Below are 17096 nucleotides of genomic sequence, written 5' to 3'. Positions count from 1 at the left end.
AAAGTGAGAGGGGACTGGCTCAGAGGTCGGAAGCGTCTGAGGGGGCCCCTCTCGCTTCTCACTCTTCTGCGCCCGCTTCTTAAACATCGCCACTGCCCGTGAACAGGTCCGCGGCTACCTGCTGGCGCGGTGGCGGGGTCAGTCCCAGGTGGCGCCAGGCCTTGGCACTGGCCATGCGGCCGCGCGCGGTGCGCACCAGAAAGCCCTGCTGGATCAGATAAGGTTCGACCACGTCCTCGAGCGTGCCACGGTCTTCGCTGAGCGCAGCGGCCAGCGACTCGACGCCCACCGGGCCGCCATCAAAGCTGTTGATGATGATGGACAGCAGGCGACGATCCAGCTCATCAAAGCCTTCGGCATCCACCTTGAGCATGTCAGTGGCCGCGCGTGCCGCGGCGAGTGTGATCTCTCCGCCAGCGCGTACTTCGGCGTAGTCACGCACTCGCCGCAGCAGACGATTGGCTATGCGCGGCGTGCCACGCGAACGCCGCGCGATTTCCTGCGCACCTTCCAGTTCGCAGGGAATGCCCATGATGCGCGCCGAGCGGCGCACGATCGCCGTCAACTCGTCGGGCGTATAGAACTCCAAACGCTGCACGATGCCGAAGCGGTCACGCAGCGGCGCGGTAAGCAGGCCGGCACGCGTGGTGGCTCCAATCAGCGTAAACGGCGGCAGATCCAGCTTGATCGAGCGAGCGGCCGGGCCTTCGCCGATCATGATGTCGATCTGGAAATCTTCCATCGCCGGGTACAGCACTTCCTCCACGACGGGAGAGAGACGATGGATCTCGTCCACGAACAGCACGTCGTGCGGTTCCAGATTGGTAAGCAAGGCGGCCAGGTCGCCTGCCCGCTCCAGCACCGGGCCGGAGGTGGAGCGCACATGGACCCCCAGCTCGTTGGCGATGACATGGCTCAGCGTGGTCTTGCCCAGGCCCGGGGGTCCGAAGATCAGCACGTGATCCAGCGCACCGCCGCGCTTCTTGGCCGCTTCGATATAGATCGAGAGCTGCTCGCGCACCGCTTGCTGGCCCAGATATTCGGACAGCCGCTTCGGGCGGATGGAGGCTTCCAGGGCCTCATCATCCATTTGGGCGGCGGCGGTAACGATGCGGTGTTCGGTCATGGGGCGAAATTATGGCAGAGCAGGATGACGCAGGCTTGAAAAAAAGCCTGCCAAGTCATGCCCTACAAAGAAAAAGGGCGCCCCGAGGCGCCCTTTTCATCAGATTTCGACCTGGGCACCCAGTTCGATCAGGCGGTTACCCGGAATCTGGAAGAAGGCCGTGGCCGGCAACGCGTTGCGTGCCATGAAGGCAAACAGCTTGTCGCGCCAGAGCGCCATGCCCGGCCGCTTGGCGTCGGCGATGATGGTTTCGCGCGACAGGAAGAACGTGGTGTCCATCATGTCGAATGGCAGACCGACCTTGGAACACTTGGACAAGGTCAGTGGAATGTTCGGGTCCTCGGCGAAACCGAAACGCAGCGCCAGCCCATAGAAATTGCCGCCCAGTTCGGTGATCGCGATGCGCTCTTCCCGCTCGGCCGTGGGCGTTTCCAGCATTTCCACCGTCAAAAGCACGTTGCGCTCGTGCAGCACCTTGTTGTGCTTGAGGTTATGCAGCAGCGCATGGGGTACGGCGTGCTGATTGGCGGTGAGGAACACGGCCGTCCCCGGAACACGCAGCGGCGGGTGCTCGGCAATGTTCTCGATGAACGGCTGCAGGGCCAGGCCTGATTGCTTGATCTCGCGCACCACCAGTTCGCGGCCGCGGCGCCAGGTGGTCATCACGATGAACACACCCACGCCAAGCACCAGCGGGAACCAGCCGCCGTACTCGATCTTGATGAGGTTAGCGCCCAGGAACGAGACATCGATGGCCAGCAGAAAGATGCCTGCCACGATCACGGTGAACAGGTTCCACTTCCACTGACGGTGCGCAACGATCAGCGCGAGGATGGTGGTGATGGTCATGGTACCCGTCACCGCAATACCGTAGGCCGCGCTGAGGTTGTCCGAACTGCGGAAGCCGAGCACGGCGAGCAGCACCATGATCAGCAGGAAGTTGTTCACCCACGGCACGAAGATCTGGCCAGACATTTCGCGCGAGGTGTGGACCACCGGCATGCGCATGGAGTAGCCCAGCGACATCGCTTCGCGCGTCATCGAGAACGCGCCGGAGATCACCGCCTGCGAGGCAATCACCGTCGCAATAGTGGCCAGGCCGATCATCGGATACAGCAGCGGCGCAGGCGTCAGCTTGAAGAACGGACTGTCGATGGCTTCCGGATGACTGAGCAGCAGCGCGCCCTGGCCAAAATAATTGAGTACCAGCGCCGGCAGCACAAAGCTGAACCAGGCGAGGCGAATGGGACGCTTGCCGAAGTGCCCCATGTCCGCATACAGCGCCTCGGCACCCGTAAGCGCGAGCACCACGCCACCCAGCGCGATGAACGCCTGCAAGCCGTGGGTAAAGAAGAACTTCACGCCATAGTAGGGATTCACCGCCCACAGCACGTGCGGGTTGGTCAGAATCATGTTGGCGCCAAGCAACGCGATAACGATGAACCACACCACCATGACCGGGCCGAACAGCTTGCCCACACGTTCCGTACCGTGACGCTGCAGCGCGAACAAAAAGAACAGGATGACTGCCGTGACCGGCACCACCCAGCGTTCCAGACTTGGCGCCGCGACCTTGACGCCTTCCACCGCGGACAACACCGAAATGGCTGGCGTGATGACGCCGTCGCCATAGAACAGCGAGGCGCCGAAGATACCGATGATGGCCAACAGCCAACGCTGCCTCGGCTGGCTACCGACGCTGCGCAGAGCCAACGCCAGCAACGCCATGATGCCGCCCTCGCCCTTGTTGTCGGCACGCATGATGAACACGACGTACTTGAGCGACACCACGAGGATCTGCGCCCAGAAGATGAGCGACAGCACGCCGTAAATGCTCTCCGGCGTGGGCTTCATACCGTCATGGCTGAGCGTGGTCTGCAGCGTGTACAGCGGGCTCGTTCCGATGTCGCCGTACACCACACCGATGGCGCCCAGCGCGAGGGCGGCAAGGCGTCGTTTGGCGTCGGCTTCCGACAGGCCGTGGCTGGAATCCGGGGTCACGTATCAGTTTCCTAGTGCGGCGCGCAGCGCCTTGCGGATGATCGATTCGGCAGTGTCGCCCTCTGCGGCAACCTTCTGCACCAGGCGGGTCACTTCAGCGGGCTTGTAGCCGAGTTGCTGCAAAGCCACGGTGGCTTCGCCGGCGGGGTCGAGCGGCGCACCATGCGCCTGTGCGCCCGTACCGGGCAACGTGACGGCCAGGCCGTCCACCCGGTCGCGCAGTTCGACGACGATGCGTTCGGCCGTCTTTTTGCCGATACCGGGGATTTTGGTCAGCGCTACCACATCACCCGCCTGCACCAGGCGTGCGAAATCGCTGGTTGAAACGCCAGACAGCACGGCCAGCGAAATCTTCGCGCCGATGCCGCTGACCTTCTGCAAATTGCGGAACAACGCGCGCTCGGCTTCCTGCAGAAAACCGTACAGCGCCACGCTGTCTTCCTTCACCGCGTAATGGGTGAGCAGGGTGACTTCCTTGCCGGTGGCCGGCAGGTCGTAGATGGTGGACATGGGAGCTTCCAGCTCATAGCCCACGCCGCCTACTTCCACCATCAGCCACGGGGGCTGCTTGGAAACCAGGATGCCGCGCAAACGACCAATCATCAGCGACGCCTCCAGGCGGTGCGCGGAATACCCACGCGCGCCAGACTGGCGCGGGTGTGCGCATGCGTCACCGCAATGGCGAGCGCGTCCGCAGCATCGGCCTGCAACGGCCCTTTCAGTCCGAGCAGGACGCCAATCATGTGTTGCACCTGGGTCTTATCGCCACGGCCGGTACCTACCACGGCCTGCTTTACTTCTGTCGCTGCGTACTCGTGCACCGCGATCCCCTGACTGACGACCGCGCAGATCGCGGCTCCCCTCGCCTGCCCCAGCTTCAGCGCCGAGTCCGCGTTGCGCGCCATGAACACGCGCTCCACACCGCACTCGTCAGGCCGATGCGCGGCGATGATGACACACAGCTCGTCAAAGATGCGTTTCAGGCGCAGCGGAAAAGTGGCCTCGCCAGCCACTGCCAGCGCGCCATGAAAAACGTGGGACAGCTTGCCGCTGGCGTCGACATCGATGACGCCTACACCGGTACGCTGGCTGCCCGGGTCGATGCCGATGATGCGGGTCATGGGCGAAGTTTCACCGGGCCTGGACGGCTCGGCGAATTAACCGGCAGCCTCTGCCGGAAGCAATGCGTTGTGCGAGACATCGCTGACGTCGTCGAGCGCGTCGAGCTTTTCCAGCAGATCGAGCAGCGGCTCCAGCGCTTCTTCCGGCACCGGCACGCGGTTACTCGGACGCATGCCCACGCCAGCGTGCTGCGCATTCAGGCCGGCCGCGGCCAACGCCTGTTGCACCGACTCGAAGTTTTCCGGCGCACACAGCACGGTGCTCTCGCCGTTTTCGTTCACCACGTCGTCGGCGCCCGCGTCGAGCGCGGCTTCCAGCACCTTCTCTTCGGCCGCTTCGTCGCCGCCGGTGGCGAACACCAGCTCACCCACGCGAGAGAACTGGAACGCCACCGAACCGGAGGTACCCAGGTTGCCGCCGTGCTTGGTCAGCGCGTGACGCACGTCCGCCACGGTACGCGTCGGGTTATCGGTGAAGCAGTCGATGATCAGCGCGATACCGCCCGGGCCGTAACCCTCGTAGCGCAATTCTTCCATCGCCGCGCCACCATCGGCACCCGAGCCGCGCTTGATGGCGCGCTCAATGGTGTCCTTGGGCATATTGGCCGACAGTGCCTTGTCCACTGCCGAACGCAGGCGCGGATTGAGCGACGGGTCGGGCACACCGGCACGTGTCGCGACGGTGATTTCGCGGATCAGCTTGGTGAACACCTTGGCGCGCTTGGCGTCTTCGGCGTTCTTGCGACCCTCGATGGACGGACCTCTACCCATGGCACTACCTGCAGATCTGGTGGACGGACAAGCGGCGAATTCTATCGCTTCGGCACGGCGCGCAGGCAAGCGGCCAGATCAAACACCCTTGCGATACGGTCGCATCAGGCGCCCGGGGAGTGGTCGAAACGGCCCTGATGCAGGAATTGAGTGACCTGTCGCGCCGCCTCCTGCGAAAACAGCAGGCCCGTATGGTTGGTTTCGATCACGCAATGATCGGCGATGCCCGGCAAACAGGTTTCGTCGACCGCCACGGTCCCGTCGTTATCGCCCCCGAACTGGCCCAACACCGCCCCCAGCCCCAAAGGCAGGCGCCCGGCGACCACACCCACCTCCCGCGGGCCGCCCCAGCGCTCGAAACCGTACTCGAGCAGTTCGCGATTGTGCCCAAGCAACACTTCGCCCCCGCGCCCCATCCCGGCGAAACGGCGGGCGGCGGCACTGCCCTTCAGGGGTGAGCCGAGGCAGACGACACGGCCAGCCGGCAGCCCGAGATCATCGGCGCATGCCTGCAGCGCCAGCAGGCCGCCCAGACTATGGCCAACGAGATGCACCTTGTCGGCTTCCTGCGCGAGTTCGTGAACGCGTGTCTCCAGCCGCCCCAGGATGCGTTCCTGCGTGGCGGCCACACTCATGTAATCGAAGCGATGGACTCGAAACCCCGCCTCCATCATGCGCCTATGCAGCATCAGCAGCGCGAATCCGCGCATCCACAGGCCGTGCAGCAAGATGACATGATCAGTCATTCGGAAGCCGAGCAGGAAAATCGAAAGCCGGAGATAACGAAAGCAGCCTCGTTACCCCCTGGCTCGCCACGATAGGCGGGTTCGCCTGAGCGAAGCAAACCCACCCATCACAGATTCGCCGATCCATCCCTGGCTCGAAAATCTCAGTAATGCTGCTTGTCGGCCGCAGCGATTCGCACATGCAGCTCCTTGAGCTGCGGTTCCGACACCATCGACGGCGCATCGGTCATCAGATCCTGCGCGCTGGTGGTCTTGGGGAAGGCAATCACGTCGCGGATCGACTCGGTGCCCGCCATCAGCGCGGCAATACGATCGATGCCGAATGCCAGGCCACCGTGCGGCGGCGCGCCGAACTTCAGTGCCTTGAGCAAGAAGCCGAACTTCAGCTCGGCCTCTTCCGGGCTGATGCCCAGCAGGTCGAACACCGTGCTCTGCATCTCGGGGCGATGAATACGAATCGAGCCGCCACCGATCTCGGCGCCGTTGAGCACCATGTCGTAGCCGCGGCTCACCGCGTTGGCGGCGTTGGCGCGCAGGTCGGCGATGTCGTCCACCTTGGGCGCGGTGAATGGGTGATGCAGGGCGACGAAGCGTTTTTCTTCCTCGTCGTATTCGAACATCGGGAAGTCGGTGACCCACAGCGGCTTCCAGGTGTTTTCCACCATGCCGCGATCCTTGCCAACCTTCAGGCGCAACGCGCCCATGAAGTCGGTAACCGCCTTCCAGCTGCCCGCGCCAAAGAACACCATGTCGCCGCTCTCGGCGCCGGTGCGCTTGAGCACGCCTTCCAGCGCTGCGTCGTCGAGGAACTTCGCCACCGGCGAGTTGATGCCGTCGCGGCCCTTGGAGAGATCATCCACGCGCAGCCACGCCAGACCCTTCGCACCGTATTTGGCGACGTATTCGGTGAGCTGGTCGATTTCCTTGCGGGTGAAGGTGGCGCCACCGGGCACGCGCAACGCGGCCACACGGCCATTGGCGTCATTGGCCGGTTCGGCGAACACCTTGAATTCCACGTGCTTTACCGCGTCAGCGATGTCCACCAGTTCCAGCGGAATGCGCAGATCCGGCTTGTCCGAGCCAAAGCGGCGCATGGCTTCGGCCCAGGTCATGCGCGGGAAGGTGGCGTCGAGTTCCACGCACTGCACTTCCTTGAACACGTGGCGGATCAGTTCCTCCACGAAGTCCTGCACATCCTTCTCTTCGACGAAGGCGAACTCGAGGTCGAGCTGAGTGAATTCCGGCTGGCGGTCGGCACGCAGGTCTTCGTCGCGGAAGCAGCGGGCGATCTGATAGTAACGGTCGAAACCGGCCATCATCAGGATCTGCTTGAACAGCTGCGGCGACTGCGGCAGCGCGTAGAACTGACCCGGATGCACACGGCTGGGCACCAGATAGTCGCGTGCGCCTTCCGGCGTGGCCTTGGTGAGAATGGGCGTTTCGATGTCCTGGAAGCCGCGCGCATCGAGGTAGCGGCGCAGTGCCTGCACCAGCTTGATGCGGGTGCGCATCATGCGCTGCATCTCGGGACGGCGCAGGTCGAGGTAGCGGTAGGTCATCCGCATGTCCTCGTTGGGGTTCTCGTGCAGCGCGAACGGCAGATCCTTCGCGGCATTGAGAATCTCGACCTTGTCGGCCAGCAGCTCCACCGTGCCGGTGCGCAGCTTGTCGTTCACCGACAGGCGCTTGCGGATGGTGCCGGTGACGCGCAGGCAGTATTCATTGCCGACTTCGCCGGCCACGGCGAACGCGCCGGCGTTCTCGCGCTCCACCACCACCTGGGCGAGGCCCTCATGGTCGCGCAGGTCGACGAAAGCCACATGGCTCTGCAGGCGAATGGTGTTGACCCAGCCACACAGGGTGACGGTCTGGCCGACCAGTGCCTCGTCGATGAGGCCGCAATAGTGCGTGCGCATGCGCTTGGAACTCCGGGCCGCGAGGCGGCGTGATGCGTGGAAAAGACCGCGAATGTTAACACCGGCGCGCGCCATGGCGGACGATGGCTACTTCCATAGCCATCGCCGGCGCGCGCCGCTCACCAGCGTCGATCCACCGAGAAGAGGCCACGGCAGCCCCGGGATACCCATACGCCGGCCCGGTTCCAACCCCAGCTGTAACCCTCCTCGCAGGCGCTGCCGGACAATTGGCGCACCAGCCGGGCGCGCCCGCGATTGCCGACGTCGACCATGCAGAACTGATAGCGCCGGTCGTTGCTCTCGCATTGCAGGCGGATCTCGCGGTCCCAGTCCGGACCCGGGCGCCAGCCGCCACCGCCTTGCCAGCGGTCGTCTTGCCGGTCGTCATCGCCCCGCCAACCGCCGCCATCACGCCAGCCGCCGCCCCGCCCCATTTCGACGAACTGCCCGCGGCAGCCCCGGTCGACCCACAGACCGTAGCGATCCATGCCCCAGGTATCGCCGCGGGTGCAGGGACTATTCGATTCCTGCCGGATGATTTCGGCGTCGCGCCAGGGCACCCCGCAGCGGGCAAAGCGGCCGTCCGTGCTGCCGCAGCGGATTACATCGCGGCCTTGCGCCTGGGCAACAGGGGTGGCTACCGACAAAAAGCCGGCCAAAAGGCCGGCAAACATTCCCATCAAACCCGCTTGCGTGCGAAACACCGGCGCCCACTCCTTCTTATGACGTGGGCGTCACGCTAGCGGGCGCTGGCTCAACCGAGATTGAATATCTTGCGATGAACTCGCAAAAAACTACGAGCCAGCCATGCGGCGTTCACACGCCGCGAGGCCTTAGCTGTCGCTGCTGGAACTGGGGGCCGGAGCCGGGGCCGGAGCCGCCGCAGGCGCGCTGCTGTCGCCAGCGAGGTTGCGCTTCTTGTCGCCGTCTTTCTTGAAGTCGGTTTCGTACCAGCCGCTGCCAGCCAGACGGAAGCCCGGTGCGCTCAGGCGGCGCTTCACTTCAGCGACGTCACAGGCCGGGCAGACCGACGGATCGGGGTCGGACATCTTTTGCAGGCGGTCGAAACGATGACCGCAACTGGCGCATTCGAATTCATAAATAGGCATGGAAACTCCGGATATCAGCTACCGCTCGATCGGCCCCTTGGCCGACAAGCTTCTAGTGGCAGCTCTCCATTATCGAGCCGAACGGGGCGAATTCAACGATCTGGCGCGACCGGAGCCGGCTTTCACGCATCCAGCGCCAGTGCAACCAGCACAGCCGCTTCCATCAGCTCGGTCAGTGCGCCACAGGTATCGCCGGTCATACCGCCGAGGCGGCGCATGCCGATCCATCGCCAGCCTGCAAACATCACCAGACCCACCATCAGCGCGAGCAGGCCATGCCAACCGGCGGCCACCGTCACGACCAGGGCGAACAACAGCCCGGCGACGCAGGCCGCTGGCGGCGCCGTCACCAGCGCACTGCCCATGCCACCGCTTCGTACATACGGCGTGGTCATAAAGGCCCCGGTCAACGCGGCACGTCCCAGCAGGGGCGCCAGCCACAGCGCGGCATTCGGATGGGGCAGGCTGGCCAGCGCGGCAAACTTCAACAGCAACACCAGCACGACCGCAGCGACACCCATAGGGCCGCTGCGCGGATCTTTCATGATGGCCAGTGTGCGCTCGCGATCACCCAGACCGCCCACCCAGGCGTCTGCGCTATCGGCCAGGCCATCCAGATGCAGGCCGCCGGTCAACGCCACCCAGCCGACCAGCAGCAGAGCAGAACCAAGCACCGGCGTTACGCCGTGCAACAGCCACGCCAGCACCCACAGCAGGCCACCGATCAGCAGCCCCACCACCGGGTACCAGGCAAGCTGCGCCGAACGCGTATCCGTACCCTCGAACACGCTCGCCGGCAACGGCAGACGGGTGAGAAAACCGATGGCGGCGAGCAGCGCTCGCATTACGCGCTGACCTGCCCCGCCGTCGGCGGCGCCCAGTCAAGCGCATGCAGCGAGGCATGCGGCACCTCGATGTTGGCCATCTCGCCAAAGTCGCGCCCTTCCGCTTCGCAACGCAGGAGGCGAATGACGCCGCCGTGTGTCACCACGAGTACGCGCTGGGATGCTGCCTCGACGGCCACATCGTTCAACGCGGCGCACAGCCGATCACGGAACCCCGCAAAGGTCTCCGCACCCGGCGGCGGGTTCGCCACCGGATCGGCCCAGAAGCGGGTCAGCGCATCGCCCTGCTCCTGCGCCAGTGTTTCGATAGGCACGCCCTGCCAGTCGCCAAAGTGATACTCGGCCAGCCGCTCGTCCACGCGCACTGGCGCGCGCCGCGCCGTCGCCAGATCGTGCGCGAACTCCGCGCAGCGACGCAGCGGCGAAGTCACGATGGCGTCCCAGCTGCGGCCAAAAATGGCCGCGCGCAATTGCGTCCAGCCCAGTGAACTGAGGCTGTCATCCAATTGACCGCGATAACTGCGCTGACCGGTGTCCCCATGACGCAACAAATCGATACCGACGCGCCTTCCCGTCATGTGCCGCTCACCCCAGCCTGAGCAAAGGTGGCCATACGCGAATGCAATTCGCAGGCGAACCGCATCAACGGCACCGCAGTCGCCGCACCACTGCCCTCGCCGAGGCGCAAGCCGAGATCGATCAGCGGATCGGCCTGCAAGGCGGCGAGCAGTTGCGCGTGACCGCGTTCGCGCGAGCGATGCGCGAAGAACATCCAATCGCGGCATCCCGGATTGATGCGCACGGCGGCCAGCGCCGCTGCCGTGGTGATAAAGCCATCGATCAACACCGGAATGCCACGCTGCGCGGCAGCGATATAGGCACCGGTGAGCGCAGCGATTTCGAAGCCGCCCACGCGGCCAAGCCATGCCAGTGCATCGTTATCGGCGGGATACAACGCCAGGCCACGCTCGATCACCGCCGCCTTGCGCTGAATACCGGCCGTGTCCAGGCCGGTGCCAGCGCCCGCCAGCGCTTCCGGCGATTCACGCAGCAACGCACACGCGAGCGCAGCGGCAGCGGTGGTGTTGGCGATACCCATTTCGCCGCCGATAAACACGTGAGCGCCCGCCACATGGGCGGCAGCTGCACTGTCGGCGCCGGCACGCAATGCCAATTCCAGCTGCACGGCGCTCATGGCCGGGCGCTCGCAGAAATTATGGGTTTGCGGGGCGATGATCGCGCGCCGCACATTAGGCAATTCTCCGGGATCGTTGACCGTGCCCAGATTCACCACTTCCAGCAGGGCGCCGAGTGAGCGCGCCAGCACACTGATGGCAGCGCCACCATGCGCGAAGTTGCGCACCATTTCGCCGGTCACCGCCTGCGGGAAGGCCGATACGCCTTCCGCCGCCACGCCGTGGTCGCCCGCAAAAATGCTGATCCACACGCGTTGCGCCGACGGCATCACGGTGTGCTGCAAACCGGCCAGACGCACGGCCATCGCTTCCAGCGTGCCTAGCGAGCCGGGCGGCTTGGTCAATTGCGCCTGATGCTCCAGCGCGCTCTGTCTGCTTTCCTCGTCAATGGTGAAACAGGGTTCTGCTAGCCAGTCATGGCTCATGCAAGGCTTCCTTTGAGTACCAGCGGCATGCCCGCGGCGACAAACAACACACGTTCACAATGGGCGGCGAGCGCCTGATGCAAGCGACCCGCCTCGTCGACGAAGCGACGCGTCAGCTCGCCCATAGGCACCACTCCAAGCCCTACTTCATTGCTCACCAGCAGTATCTGGCCGGGAAGCGATGGCAACAGATCGAGCAGCGCAGCGCGTTCGCGCGCCAGCCGTTCCGCATCGTCTGCTCCAAGCAAATTGCTGAGCCACAGCGTGAGGCAATCCACCAATACGCAGCGCCCGGGACGGGCGTTGGCCTTCAGCGCATCGGCGAGCGCCAGCGGCTCTTCCACACTCACCCATTGCTCCGGACGGTTGGCGCGATGGTGCGCAATCCGTGCCGCCATCTCCGCATCGTGCGCCTGCCCGGTGGCGATATAGGCCACACCGTGCCCAGACTCCACCGCCAGACGCTCGGCCAGCGCGCTTTTGCCGGAACGTGCGCCGCCGAGGATCAGGGTGCGCATGCCATGTCTCCGGCATCGCCCTGCAACAGGCGCCGCAACGCGTGGGTATCCAGGTGACGCTCGATCGCATCGGCCAGCCGTTCGATGCTGGCTTCGCGCAACGCTGCCATGTCGATCGAGGACGCGTCGCGGAGGCCCGCCCAGGCAAGCAACGCCGACAGCGCCTGCGGTTCGTCGAACAAACCGTGCACGTAGCTGCCCATCACCTGCCCATCCGGCGACAGCGCACCGTCAGGTACGCCGCCATCGAGCAGGCTCGACGGCTGATTCAAGGCAGCACCGCGACTGACGCCGCAGTGGATTTCATAGCCGCTCACCCTCGCTTCTCCCAGGACCAGTTTCCCACCCACGCGACGCAATTGCTTGCGCCTTTCCAGCGTGGTCTCCATCTCCAACCAACCCAGTCCTTCGCTCGAGCCCGGCTCACCCTCGACTCCTTGCGGATCATGCACGAAGCACCCCAGCATCTGGAAGCCACCGCATATCCCCATAACTTTGCCGCCGTAACGTAGATGCCGCGTGATGGACTGCGTCCAGCCATGCTCGCGCAACCACGCCAGATCGGCCCGCGTGGACTTGGTACCCGGCAACACGATGAGATCGCACGCAGGAGGCGCTTCGTCAGGGCCTACGAAGCGCAAGTCGACCTGCGGATGCGCGCGCAGCACATCGAAGTCCGTGTGATTACTGATGCGCGGCAATGCCGGCACAACGACGCGCAACCGGATGTCGTTTTTGTGCGGTGTATCACGAGGCAAGGCGTCTTCTGCTTCCAGCTGCAAGCCATGCAGATAAGGCAACACGCCAAGCACGGGTTTGCCGGTTTCCTGTATCAGCCAGTCCAGCCCCGGCTGCAGCAGCGCGATATCACCGCGAAACCGGTTGATGACGAAACCCGCCACGCGGCGTCGCTCGCTTTCGGACAGCAGCGCCAGCGTACCCACCAGATGAGCAAACACGCCGCCGCGATCGATATCGGCAATCAGCACCACCGGGCAATCCACCGCCTCCGCGTAGCCCATGTTCGCGATATCGCGATCACGCAGATTGATCTCGGCCGGGCTGCCCGCGCCCTCGACGATGACCGCCTCGTACTGCGACGTCAGGCGGTGATGCGACGCAAGCACGGCCTCCATCGCGATGCGCTTGTAGTCGTGATAGTGCTGCGCCTCCATGTTGCCGATGGCATGCCCATGCACGATCACCTGTGCACCGGTGTCACTGTTGGGTTTGAGTAGCACGGGATTGAAATCGGTGTGCGGCGGCACGCCGGCGGCCTGCGCCTGCACTGCCTGCGCGCGGCCGATTTCGCCGCCATCGACGGTCACCGCCGAGTTCAACGCCATGTTCTGCGGCTTGAAGGGCGCCACGGCCACACCGCGCCGGTGCAACCAGCGGCACAAGCCCGCCACCAGCGTGCTCTTACCCGCATCGGAGGTGCAGCCCTGCACCATCAGTACACCAGCCTTCATGGATCCACCCTCTCCACATCAAGGCGCTGCAATGCCTGCTCGAGTGTTTGAAACGCCGCGTCATCGCCGGGCAGGCCAAAGCGAAGGCTGCGCGGCTCATCAAACAGGCGGGTGAGAATGCCCTGCCGGGCCAGCGTGCGATGCACGCTTTCAGCGCGGTCATCGCGCCACCATTGAAAGAAGGCGCAGCCCGCCGTCGGCGTCAAACCGTGCCGGACCAGCGTATGCGCAAGGCGATCGCTGCAGCCATGCAACCATGCACGCGCCTGCACATGCCAGCCATCATCGCTCAGCGCTCGCTGCACCACATGGCGTGTCGGTCCGCTCAGCGTCCATGGCCCCAGCTGTTCTCGCAAGGCGTCAAGCAAGCGGGTGTGCGCCGCAACGAAGCCAGCCCGAGCCCCGGCCAATCCGAAAAACTTGCCGGTGGAACGCAACACGATCAATCCATCGCGCCACGTCTCCGCGCACAAACTATCGTCCGGCGTGGCATCCATGAAGGCCTCGTCCACTACGAGCCAGCCACCGCGATTCGCCAGCTGCGCATGCGCATCGAGCAACAGCGCCCGATCGAACCGGTCACCACCTGGATTATTGGGGTGAATCAATACGATCACATCGAAACGATCCCATTGCTTCAGCAGCACAGACGCTGGAGCGCACGTCACATCATGTCCGGCCCGGCGCCATGCCTGTACATGCTCGGCGTACCCGGGCGCTATCACGCCCACGCGCGACGAAGGTCGCAGCCACGGCAAGGCCTGAATCGCTGCCTGCGAACCCGCCACCGGAAGCATGCAAGGCGCGCCGTAATAGCGGCATGCGGCATCGGCCAGACCGTCGTCGTCCTCTGGCAAACGCATCCACGCAGATGTTGGCACGGGTGGCACGGGCCACGCCCACGGACTGATGCCGGTGGACAGATCCAGCCAGTCGGCAGGTGCTATGCCATAGGTGCGCGCTGCACGCAGAAGACGGCCGCCATGCTCAAGCACGATGACCTCCTGCCCAAAGCACGGCCAGCAACATCGCGATGACCAGCCACGCCACGACGCCACGCTGCACCAGCCGCAAGGCATTCCGGATGGTTGAGGCGCCCGGCGGTTCGCCATCACCCAACGATGGACGCGGTTCCCACACACCGTCGTACGGCGCCGGCCCACCCAGCCTCACACCGAGCGCGCCCGCGCCCGCTGCCATCACCGGACCTGCATTCGGGCTGTCCCACTGGGCCGCCTGCGTGCGCCAGCAACGCCACGCGTTCCTTGCATCGCCAAACAGCAGATAGCTGAAGGCGGTGAGCCGGGCGGGCAACAGATTCAGCCCGTCATCGATGCGTGCCGCAGCCCAGCCAAATCGTTCATAGCGTGCCGTGCGATATCCCCACATGGCATCGAGCGTATTCGCCAGCCGATACAACACGGCGCCCGGGGCGCCCAACACGGCAAACCAGAACAATGCGCCGAACACGGCATCGTTGCCGTTCTCCAGTACCGATTCGCTGGCAGCAGCGGCAACGCGCTGCGCATCCAGGTCCTGGGTATCACGACTGACCATACGCCCTACGGCATGACGCGCCGTGGCGATGTCACCAAGTTCAAGTGCCCGTGCCACCGGCAACGCGTGTTCACCCAGACTGCGAAGACCGACGGTGAGATAGAGCACGGCCACTTCGATTGCGAACGCGAGCCATGGCAACGCCTTGCCTGAAACCGCGACCGTCAACCATGTGATGCCAACCGCCGGCACCACGGCAAGGCACCATGACCCTATACCGGCCATCCGCCGATCACCGTAGAAGCGCGATTCGATGAAGCTTGCCAGACGTCCAAACCACACCAGCGGGTGATGCCGCCTGGGCTCCCCGAGCAACGCATCGAGCAGCACTGCCAGCACCATGGCGAGAGCCGTTTTCATGCCAAGAACAGATCGACAGCGGCTTCCGGGTTGGAAGGAAAATAGGTGTGCATGAAACTCGCCGTCATGCGTCTTCGGCGATACACCCCCTCGCGGCTGGGGCCCCCATCAGGGTTGGCAGCCAGGACGAGCGGCACCTCATCGATATCGGCATGGGCGTAGTGGAACGTATGCCCACGCATTTCGCCCTCAGGCAACACCACCGATTGCATGCCCAGCCCCCCCAGGCGGGTCTGCATGGCTGCCTTGCCGCGAAGCAAGCCGGCCATGGCATGCGATGCGCCCTCGCGATCGGTCAACGACTCGAGTGCGTAAAGCATGCCGCCACACTCGGCGAGTAACGGACGACCCGCGTCGACATGCGCATGCAAGGCCTCGCGCAATCCGGCGTTGGCGGACAGCGCTGCCGCGTGAAGCTCTGGGTAACCACCAGGCAACCACACCGCGTCGCAATCCGGCAGTGCATCACCGGCCACAGGCGAGAAAAAGCGCAATTCGGCACCGGCTTGTTGCAGCACATCGAGATTGGCCGGGTAAAGGAAGCAAAATGCCGCATCGCGGGCAACGGCGATGCGGCAATCGCGAAGACGTGCCGGCACTGTAGCCATTGGCGCGGCGGGAAAACTCACCGGGGGCGGCAATGCGGCTGACGCGTGCGTGGCCCATGCATCCGCCAGGGCATCCAGTCGCGCGTCGATATCGTGCAGTTCGCTCGCAGCGACAAGGCCAAGATGGCGCTCTGGCAGCGCCAGCGCAGCGTCGCGCGGCAACGCGCCGAGCCAGTGCAGATCGGGCGGCAGACTCTCCGCCAGCAACTGCGCGTGATACGCGCTGCCTACGCGATTGGCAGCAACGCCATAGACGCTCAGGCCTTCGCGATAGCGGGCCAGACCCAGCGCAAGCGCACCAAAGGTCTGCGCCATGGCCGAGCCATCGATGACCGCCAGCACCGGCAGGCCAAAGCGCTGCGCAAGGTCTGCGCTGGACAAGCCGCCATCAAACAAGCCCATGACGCCTTCGATCAGAATCAGATCCGCCTCGAGCGCCGCCTGATAGAGGCGGGCGCGAACATCCGCCTCGCCATTCATCCACAGATCGAGCTGATAGACCGGTGCGCCACTGGCCCGTTCAAGCACCATCGGATCGAGAAAATCCGGCCCGGTCTTGAATACCCGCACGCGTCTGCCCGCGCGCGCATGCCAGCGGGCCAGTGCGGCCGTTACCGAGGTCTTGCCCTGCCCCGAGGCAGGCGCCGAAATGAGTAACGCCGGACATTGCGCGTGGGTCGACATGGCCTTCTCCGCTTACAGCTCGATACCTTTCTGGGCGCGAATCCCTGCCTGAAACGCATGTTTCACCACACGCATCTCGGTGACCGTATCCGCCAGTTCTACCAACGCATCCGGTGCACCGCGTCCGGTGATCACCACATGTTGGGCTGGAGGTCGGCTGCGCAGCGCGTCGCACACCTCGGCCACATCCACATAGCCCTTCACCAACGCGATGTTGAGTTCATCCAGCAGCACGAGATCGTAATGTGCCTCTGAAAGCATGCCAGCCGCCACCTTCCACGCAGCCTGCGCGGCGAGGATGTCGCGCTCACGATCCTGCGTTTCCCAGGTATAGCCCTCGCCCATCACGTGATAGTCCACGTCATCGGGAAAGCGGCGAAAAAACGCTTCCTCACCGGTGGAAAAACTGCCTTTGATGAATTGCACCACGCCGCAATGGAAGCCATGCCCCAGGGATCGGGCCAGCATGCCAAACCCGGAAGAGCTCTTGCCCTTGCCGTTGCCGGTATTCACCACAAGCACGCCGCGTTCGATGGTGGCGCGGGCGATCTTGCGGTCCACCAACTCCTTCTTGCGCTGCATGCGCTCGCGGTGACGCTCCTCCGGACTCAGCGTCGGACGTTCCGGCGAATCACTCATGT

The 17096-nt window shown here is 64.5% G+C and carries 18 protein-coding genes; all 18 read right to left on the bottom strand.

Annotated elements, in window-relative coordinates; all coding sequences use genetic code 11:
• Nucleotides 1-79 precede the first annotated feature (79 nt).
• Entirely contained in the window at nucleotides 80-1126 is a 1047-nt protein-coding gene (gene ruvB / locus OQE56_RS12895; protein WP_267224870.1) for a Holliday junction branch migration DNA helicase RuvB, read from the bottom strand.
• Between the two features lie 99 nt (nucleotides 1127-1225).
• On the bottom strand, nucleotides 1226-3127 hold the full coding sequence (locus OQE56_RS12890) for a potassium transporter Kup (protein WP_267224869.1): 1902 nt from the start codon (nucleotides 3125-3127) through the stop codon (nucleotides 1226-1228).
• A gap of 3 nt (nucleotides 3128-3130) precedes the next feature.
• Entirely contained in the window at nucleotides 3131-3730 is a 600-nt protein-coding gene (ruvA, locus tag OQE56_RS12885; RefSeq protein ID WP_267224867.1) for a Holliday junction branch migration protein RuvA, read from the bottom strand.
• Nucleotides 3730-4248: a crossover junction endodeoxyribonuclease RuvC gene (gene ruvC, locus OQE56_RS12880; protein WP_267224865.1), complete on the bottom strand. Its 519-nt coding sequence runs from the start codon at nucleotides 4246-4248 to the stop codon at nucleotides 3730-3732. Before ruvC ends, ruvA begins: the two co-directional genes overlap by 1 nt.
• A gap of 36 nt (nucleotides 4249-4284) precedes the next feature.
• Nucleotides 4285-5019 (bottom strand): YebC/PmpR family DNA-binding transcriptional regulator, encoded by a 735-nt coding sequence (locus OQE56_RS12875; RefSeq protein WP_267224864.1) that lies wholly within the window; start codon nucleotides 5017-5019, stop codon nucleotides 4285-4287.
• Nucleotides 5020-5123: 104 nt separating this feature from the next.
• A complete protein-coding gene (locus tag OQE56_RS12870; RefSeq protein ID WP_267224863.1) occupies nucleotides 5124-5765 on the bottom strand; it encodes an esterase/lipase family protein in 642 nt (213 codons plus the stop codon).
• 143 nt (nucleotides 5766-5908) lie between these two features.
• The gene (gene aspS, locus OQE56_RS12865; RefSeq protein ID WP_267224862.1) at nucleotides 5909-7681 is read right to left on the bottom strand and encodes an aspartate--tRNA ligase; all 1773 of its coding nucleotides are present in this window, start codon (nucleotides 7679-7681) and stop codon (nucleotides 5909-5911) included.
• Between the two features lie 119 nt (nucleotides 7682-7800).
• Nucleotides 7801-8385 carry a DUF3011 domain-containing protein gene (locus OQE56_RS12860; RefSeq protein WP_267224861.1) on the bottom strand — a complete coding sequence of 195 codons (585 nt, stop codon included), beginning with the start codon at nucleotides 8383-8385 and terminating at the stop codon, nucleotides 7801-7803.
• A gap of 129 nt (nucleotides 8386-8514) precedes the next feature.
• A complete protein-coding gene (locus OQE56_RS12855; protein WP_267224860.1) occupies nucleotides 8515-8790 on the bottom strand; it encodes an FmdB family zinc ribbon protein in 276 nt (91 codons plus the stop codon).
• A 122-nt stretch (nucleotides 8791-8912) separates the two neighbouring features.
• Nucleotides 8913-9635, bottom strand: coding sequence for an adenosylcobinamide-GDP ribazoletransferase (locus tag OQE56_RS12850; RefSeq protein WP_267224858.1), 723 nt, complete (start codon nucleotides 9633-9635; stop codon nucleotides 8913-8915).
• Nucleotides 9635-10213 carry a histidine phosphatase family protein gene (locus OQE56_RS12845; RefSeq protein WP_267224857.1) on the bottom strand — a complete coding sequence of 193 codons (579 nt, stop codon included), beginning with the start codon at nucleotides 10211-10213 and terminating at the stop codon, nucleotides 9635-9637. The genes OQE56_RS12850 and OQE56_RS12845 overlap by 1 nt, the downstream gene beginning before the upstream one ends.
• The gene (gene cobT / locus OQE56_RS12840) at nucleotides 10210-11256 is read right to left on the bottom strand and encodes a nicotinate-nucleotide--dimethylbenzimidazole phosphoribosyltransferase (RefSeq protein ID WP_267224856.1); all 1047 of its coding nucleotides are present in this window, start codon (nucleotides 11254-11256) and stop codon (nucleotides 10210-10212) included. The genes OQE56_RS12845 and cobT overlap by 4 nt, the downstream gene beginning before the upstream one ends.
• Complete coding sequence (cobU, locus tag OQE56_RS12835) at nucleotides 11253-11774, bottom strand: bifunctional adenosylcobinamide kinase/adenosylcobinamide-phosphate guanylyltransferase (RefSeq protein ID WP_267224855.1); 522 nt, start codon at nucleotides 11772-11774, stop codon at nucleotides 11253-11255. Before cobU ends, cobT begins: the two co-directional genes overlap by 4 nt.
• The gene (locus OQE56_RS12830; RefSeq protein ID WP_267224853.1) at nucleotides 11762-13246 is read right to left on the bottom strand and encodes a cobyric acid synthase; all 1485 of its coding nucleotides are present in this window, start codon (nucleotides 13244-13246) and stop codon (nucleotides 11762-11764) included. The genes cobU and OQE56_RS12830 overlap by 13 nt, the downstream gene beginning before the upstream one ends.
• Complete coding sequence (cobD, locus tag OQE56_RS12825; protein WP_267224851.1) at nucleotides 13243-14241, bottom strand: threonine-phosphate decarboxylase CobD; 999 nt, start codon at nucleotides 14239-14241, stop codon at nucleotides 13243-13245. The genes OQE56_RS12830 and cobD overlap by 4 nt, the downstream gene beginning before the upstream one ends.
• Nucleotides 14234-15163, bottom strand: coding sequence for an adenosylcobinamide-phosphate synthase CbiB (gene cbiB, locus OQE56_RS12820; RefSeq protein ID WP_267224849.1), 930 nt, complete (start codon nucleotides 15161-15163; stop codon nucleotides 14234-14236). Before cbiB ends, cobD begins: the two co-directional genes overlap by 8 nt.
• Nucleotides 15160-16455 carry a cobyrinic acid a,c-diamide synthase CobB gene (locus tag OQE56_RS12815; RefSeq protein WP_267224848.1) on the bottom strand — a complete coding sequence of 432 codons (1296 nt, stop codon included), beginning with the start codon at nucleotides 16453-16455 and terminating at the stop codon, nucleotides 15160-15162. The genes cbiB and OQE56_RS12815 overlap by 4 nt, the downstream gene beginning before the upstream one ends.
• 12 nt (nucleotides 16456-16467) lie before the next feature.
• Nucleotides 16468-17094: a cob(I)yrinic acid a,c-diamide adenosyltransferase gene (gene cobO, locus OQE56_RS12810; protein WP_267224846.1), complete on the bottom strand. Its 627-nt coding sequence runs from the start codon at nucleotides 17092-17094 to the stop codon at nucleotides 16468-16470.
• Between the last annotated feature and the right edge of the window lie 2 nt (nucleotides 17095-17096).

Origin of the sequence: Dyella silvae (genome assembly GCF_026421305.1) — a bacterium.
Taxonomy (GTDB): domain Bacteria; phylum Pseudomonadota; class Gammaproteobacteria; order Xanthomonadales; family Rhodanobacteraceae; genus Dyella; species Dyella silvae.
Note: the sequence above shows the minus strand (reverse complement) of the source record. Positions and strands in the feature narration are given on the sequence as shown.

Bases quoted from the DNA above. Each gene is read 5' to 3' on its own strand.
- ruvB (WP_267224870.1), bottom strand. From the start codon at position 1,126: ATGACCGAACACCGCATCGTTACCGCCGCCGCCCAAATGGATGATGAG.
- ruvA (WP_267224867.1), bottom strand. From the start codon at position 3,730: ATGATTGGTCGTTTGCGCGGCATCCTGGTTTCCAAGCAGCCCCCGTGG.
- ruvC (WP_267224865.1), bottom strand. From the start codon at position 4,248: ATGACCCGCATCATCGGCATCGACCCGGGCAGCCAGCGTACCGGTGTA.
- OQE56_RS12875 (WP_267224864.1), bottom strand. From the start codon at position 5,019: ATGGGTAGAGGTCCGTCCATCGAGGGTCGCAAGAACGCCGAAGACGCC.
- OQE56_RS12870 (WP_267224863.1), bottom strand. From the start codon at position 5,765: ATGACTGATCATGTCATCTTGCTGCACGGCCTGTGGATGCGCGGATTC.
- aspS (WP_267224862.1), bottom strand. From the start codon at position 7,681: ATGCGCACGCACTATTGCGGCCTCATCGACGAGGCACTGGTCGGCCAG.
- OQE56_RS12855 (WP_267224860.1), bottom strand. From the start codon at position 8,790: ATGCCTATTTATGAATTCGAATGCGCCAGTTGCGGTCATCGTTTCGAC.
- OQE56_RS12850 (WP_267224858.1), bottom strand. From the start codon at position 9,635: ATGCGAGCGCTGCTCGCCGCCATCGGTTTTCTCACCCGTCTGCCGTTG.
- OQE56_RS12845 (WP_267224857.1), bottom strand. From the start codon at position 10,213: ATGACGGGAAGGCGCGTCGGTATCGATTTGTTGCGTCATGGGGACACC.
- cobT (WP_267224856.1), bottom strand. From the start codon at position 11,256: ATGAGCCATGACTGGCTAGCAGAACCCTGTTTCACCATTGACGAGGAA.
- cobU (WP_267224855.1), bottom strand. From the start codon at position 11,774: ATGCGCACCCTGATCCTCGGCGGCGCACGTTCCGGCAAAAGCGCGCTG.
- OQE56_RS12830 (WP_267224853.1), bottom strand. From the start codon at position 13,246: ATGAAGGCTGGTGTACTGATGGTGCAGGGCTGCACCTCCGATGCGGGT.
- cbiB (WP_267224849.1), bottom strand. From the start codon at position 15,163: ATGAAAACGGCTCTCGCCATGGTGCTGGCAGTGCTGCTCGATGCGTTG.
- OQE56_RS12815 (WP_267224848.1), bottom strand. From the start codon at position 16,455: ATGTCGACCCACGCGCAATGTCCGGCGTTACTCATTTCGGCGCCTGCC.
- cobO (WP_267224846.1), bottom strand. From the start codon at position 17,094: ATGAGTGATTCGCCGGAACGTCCGACGCTGAGTCCGGAGGAGCGTCAC.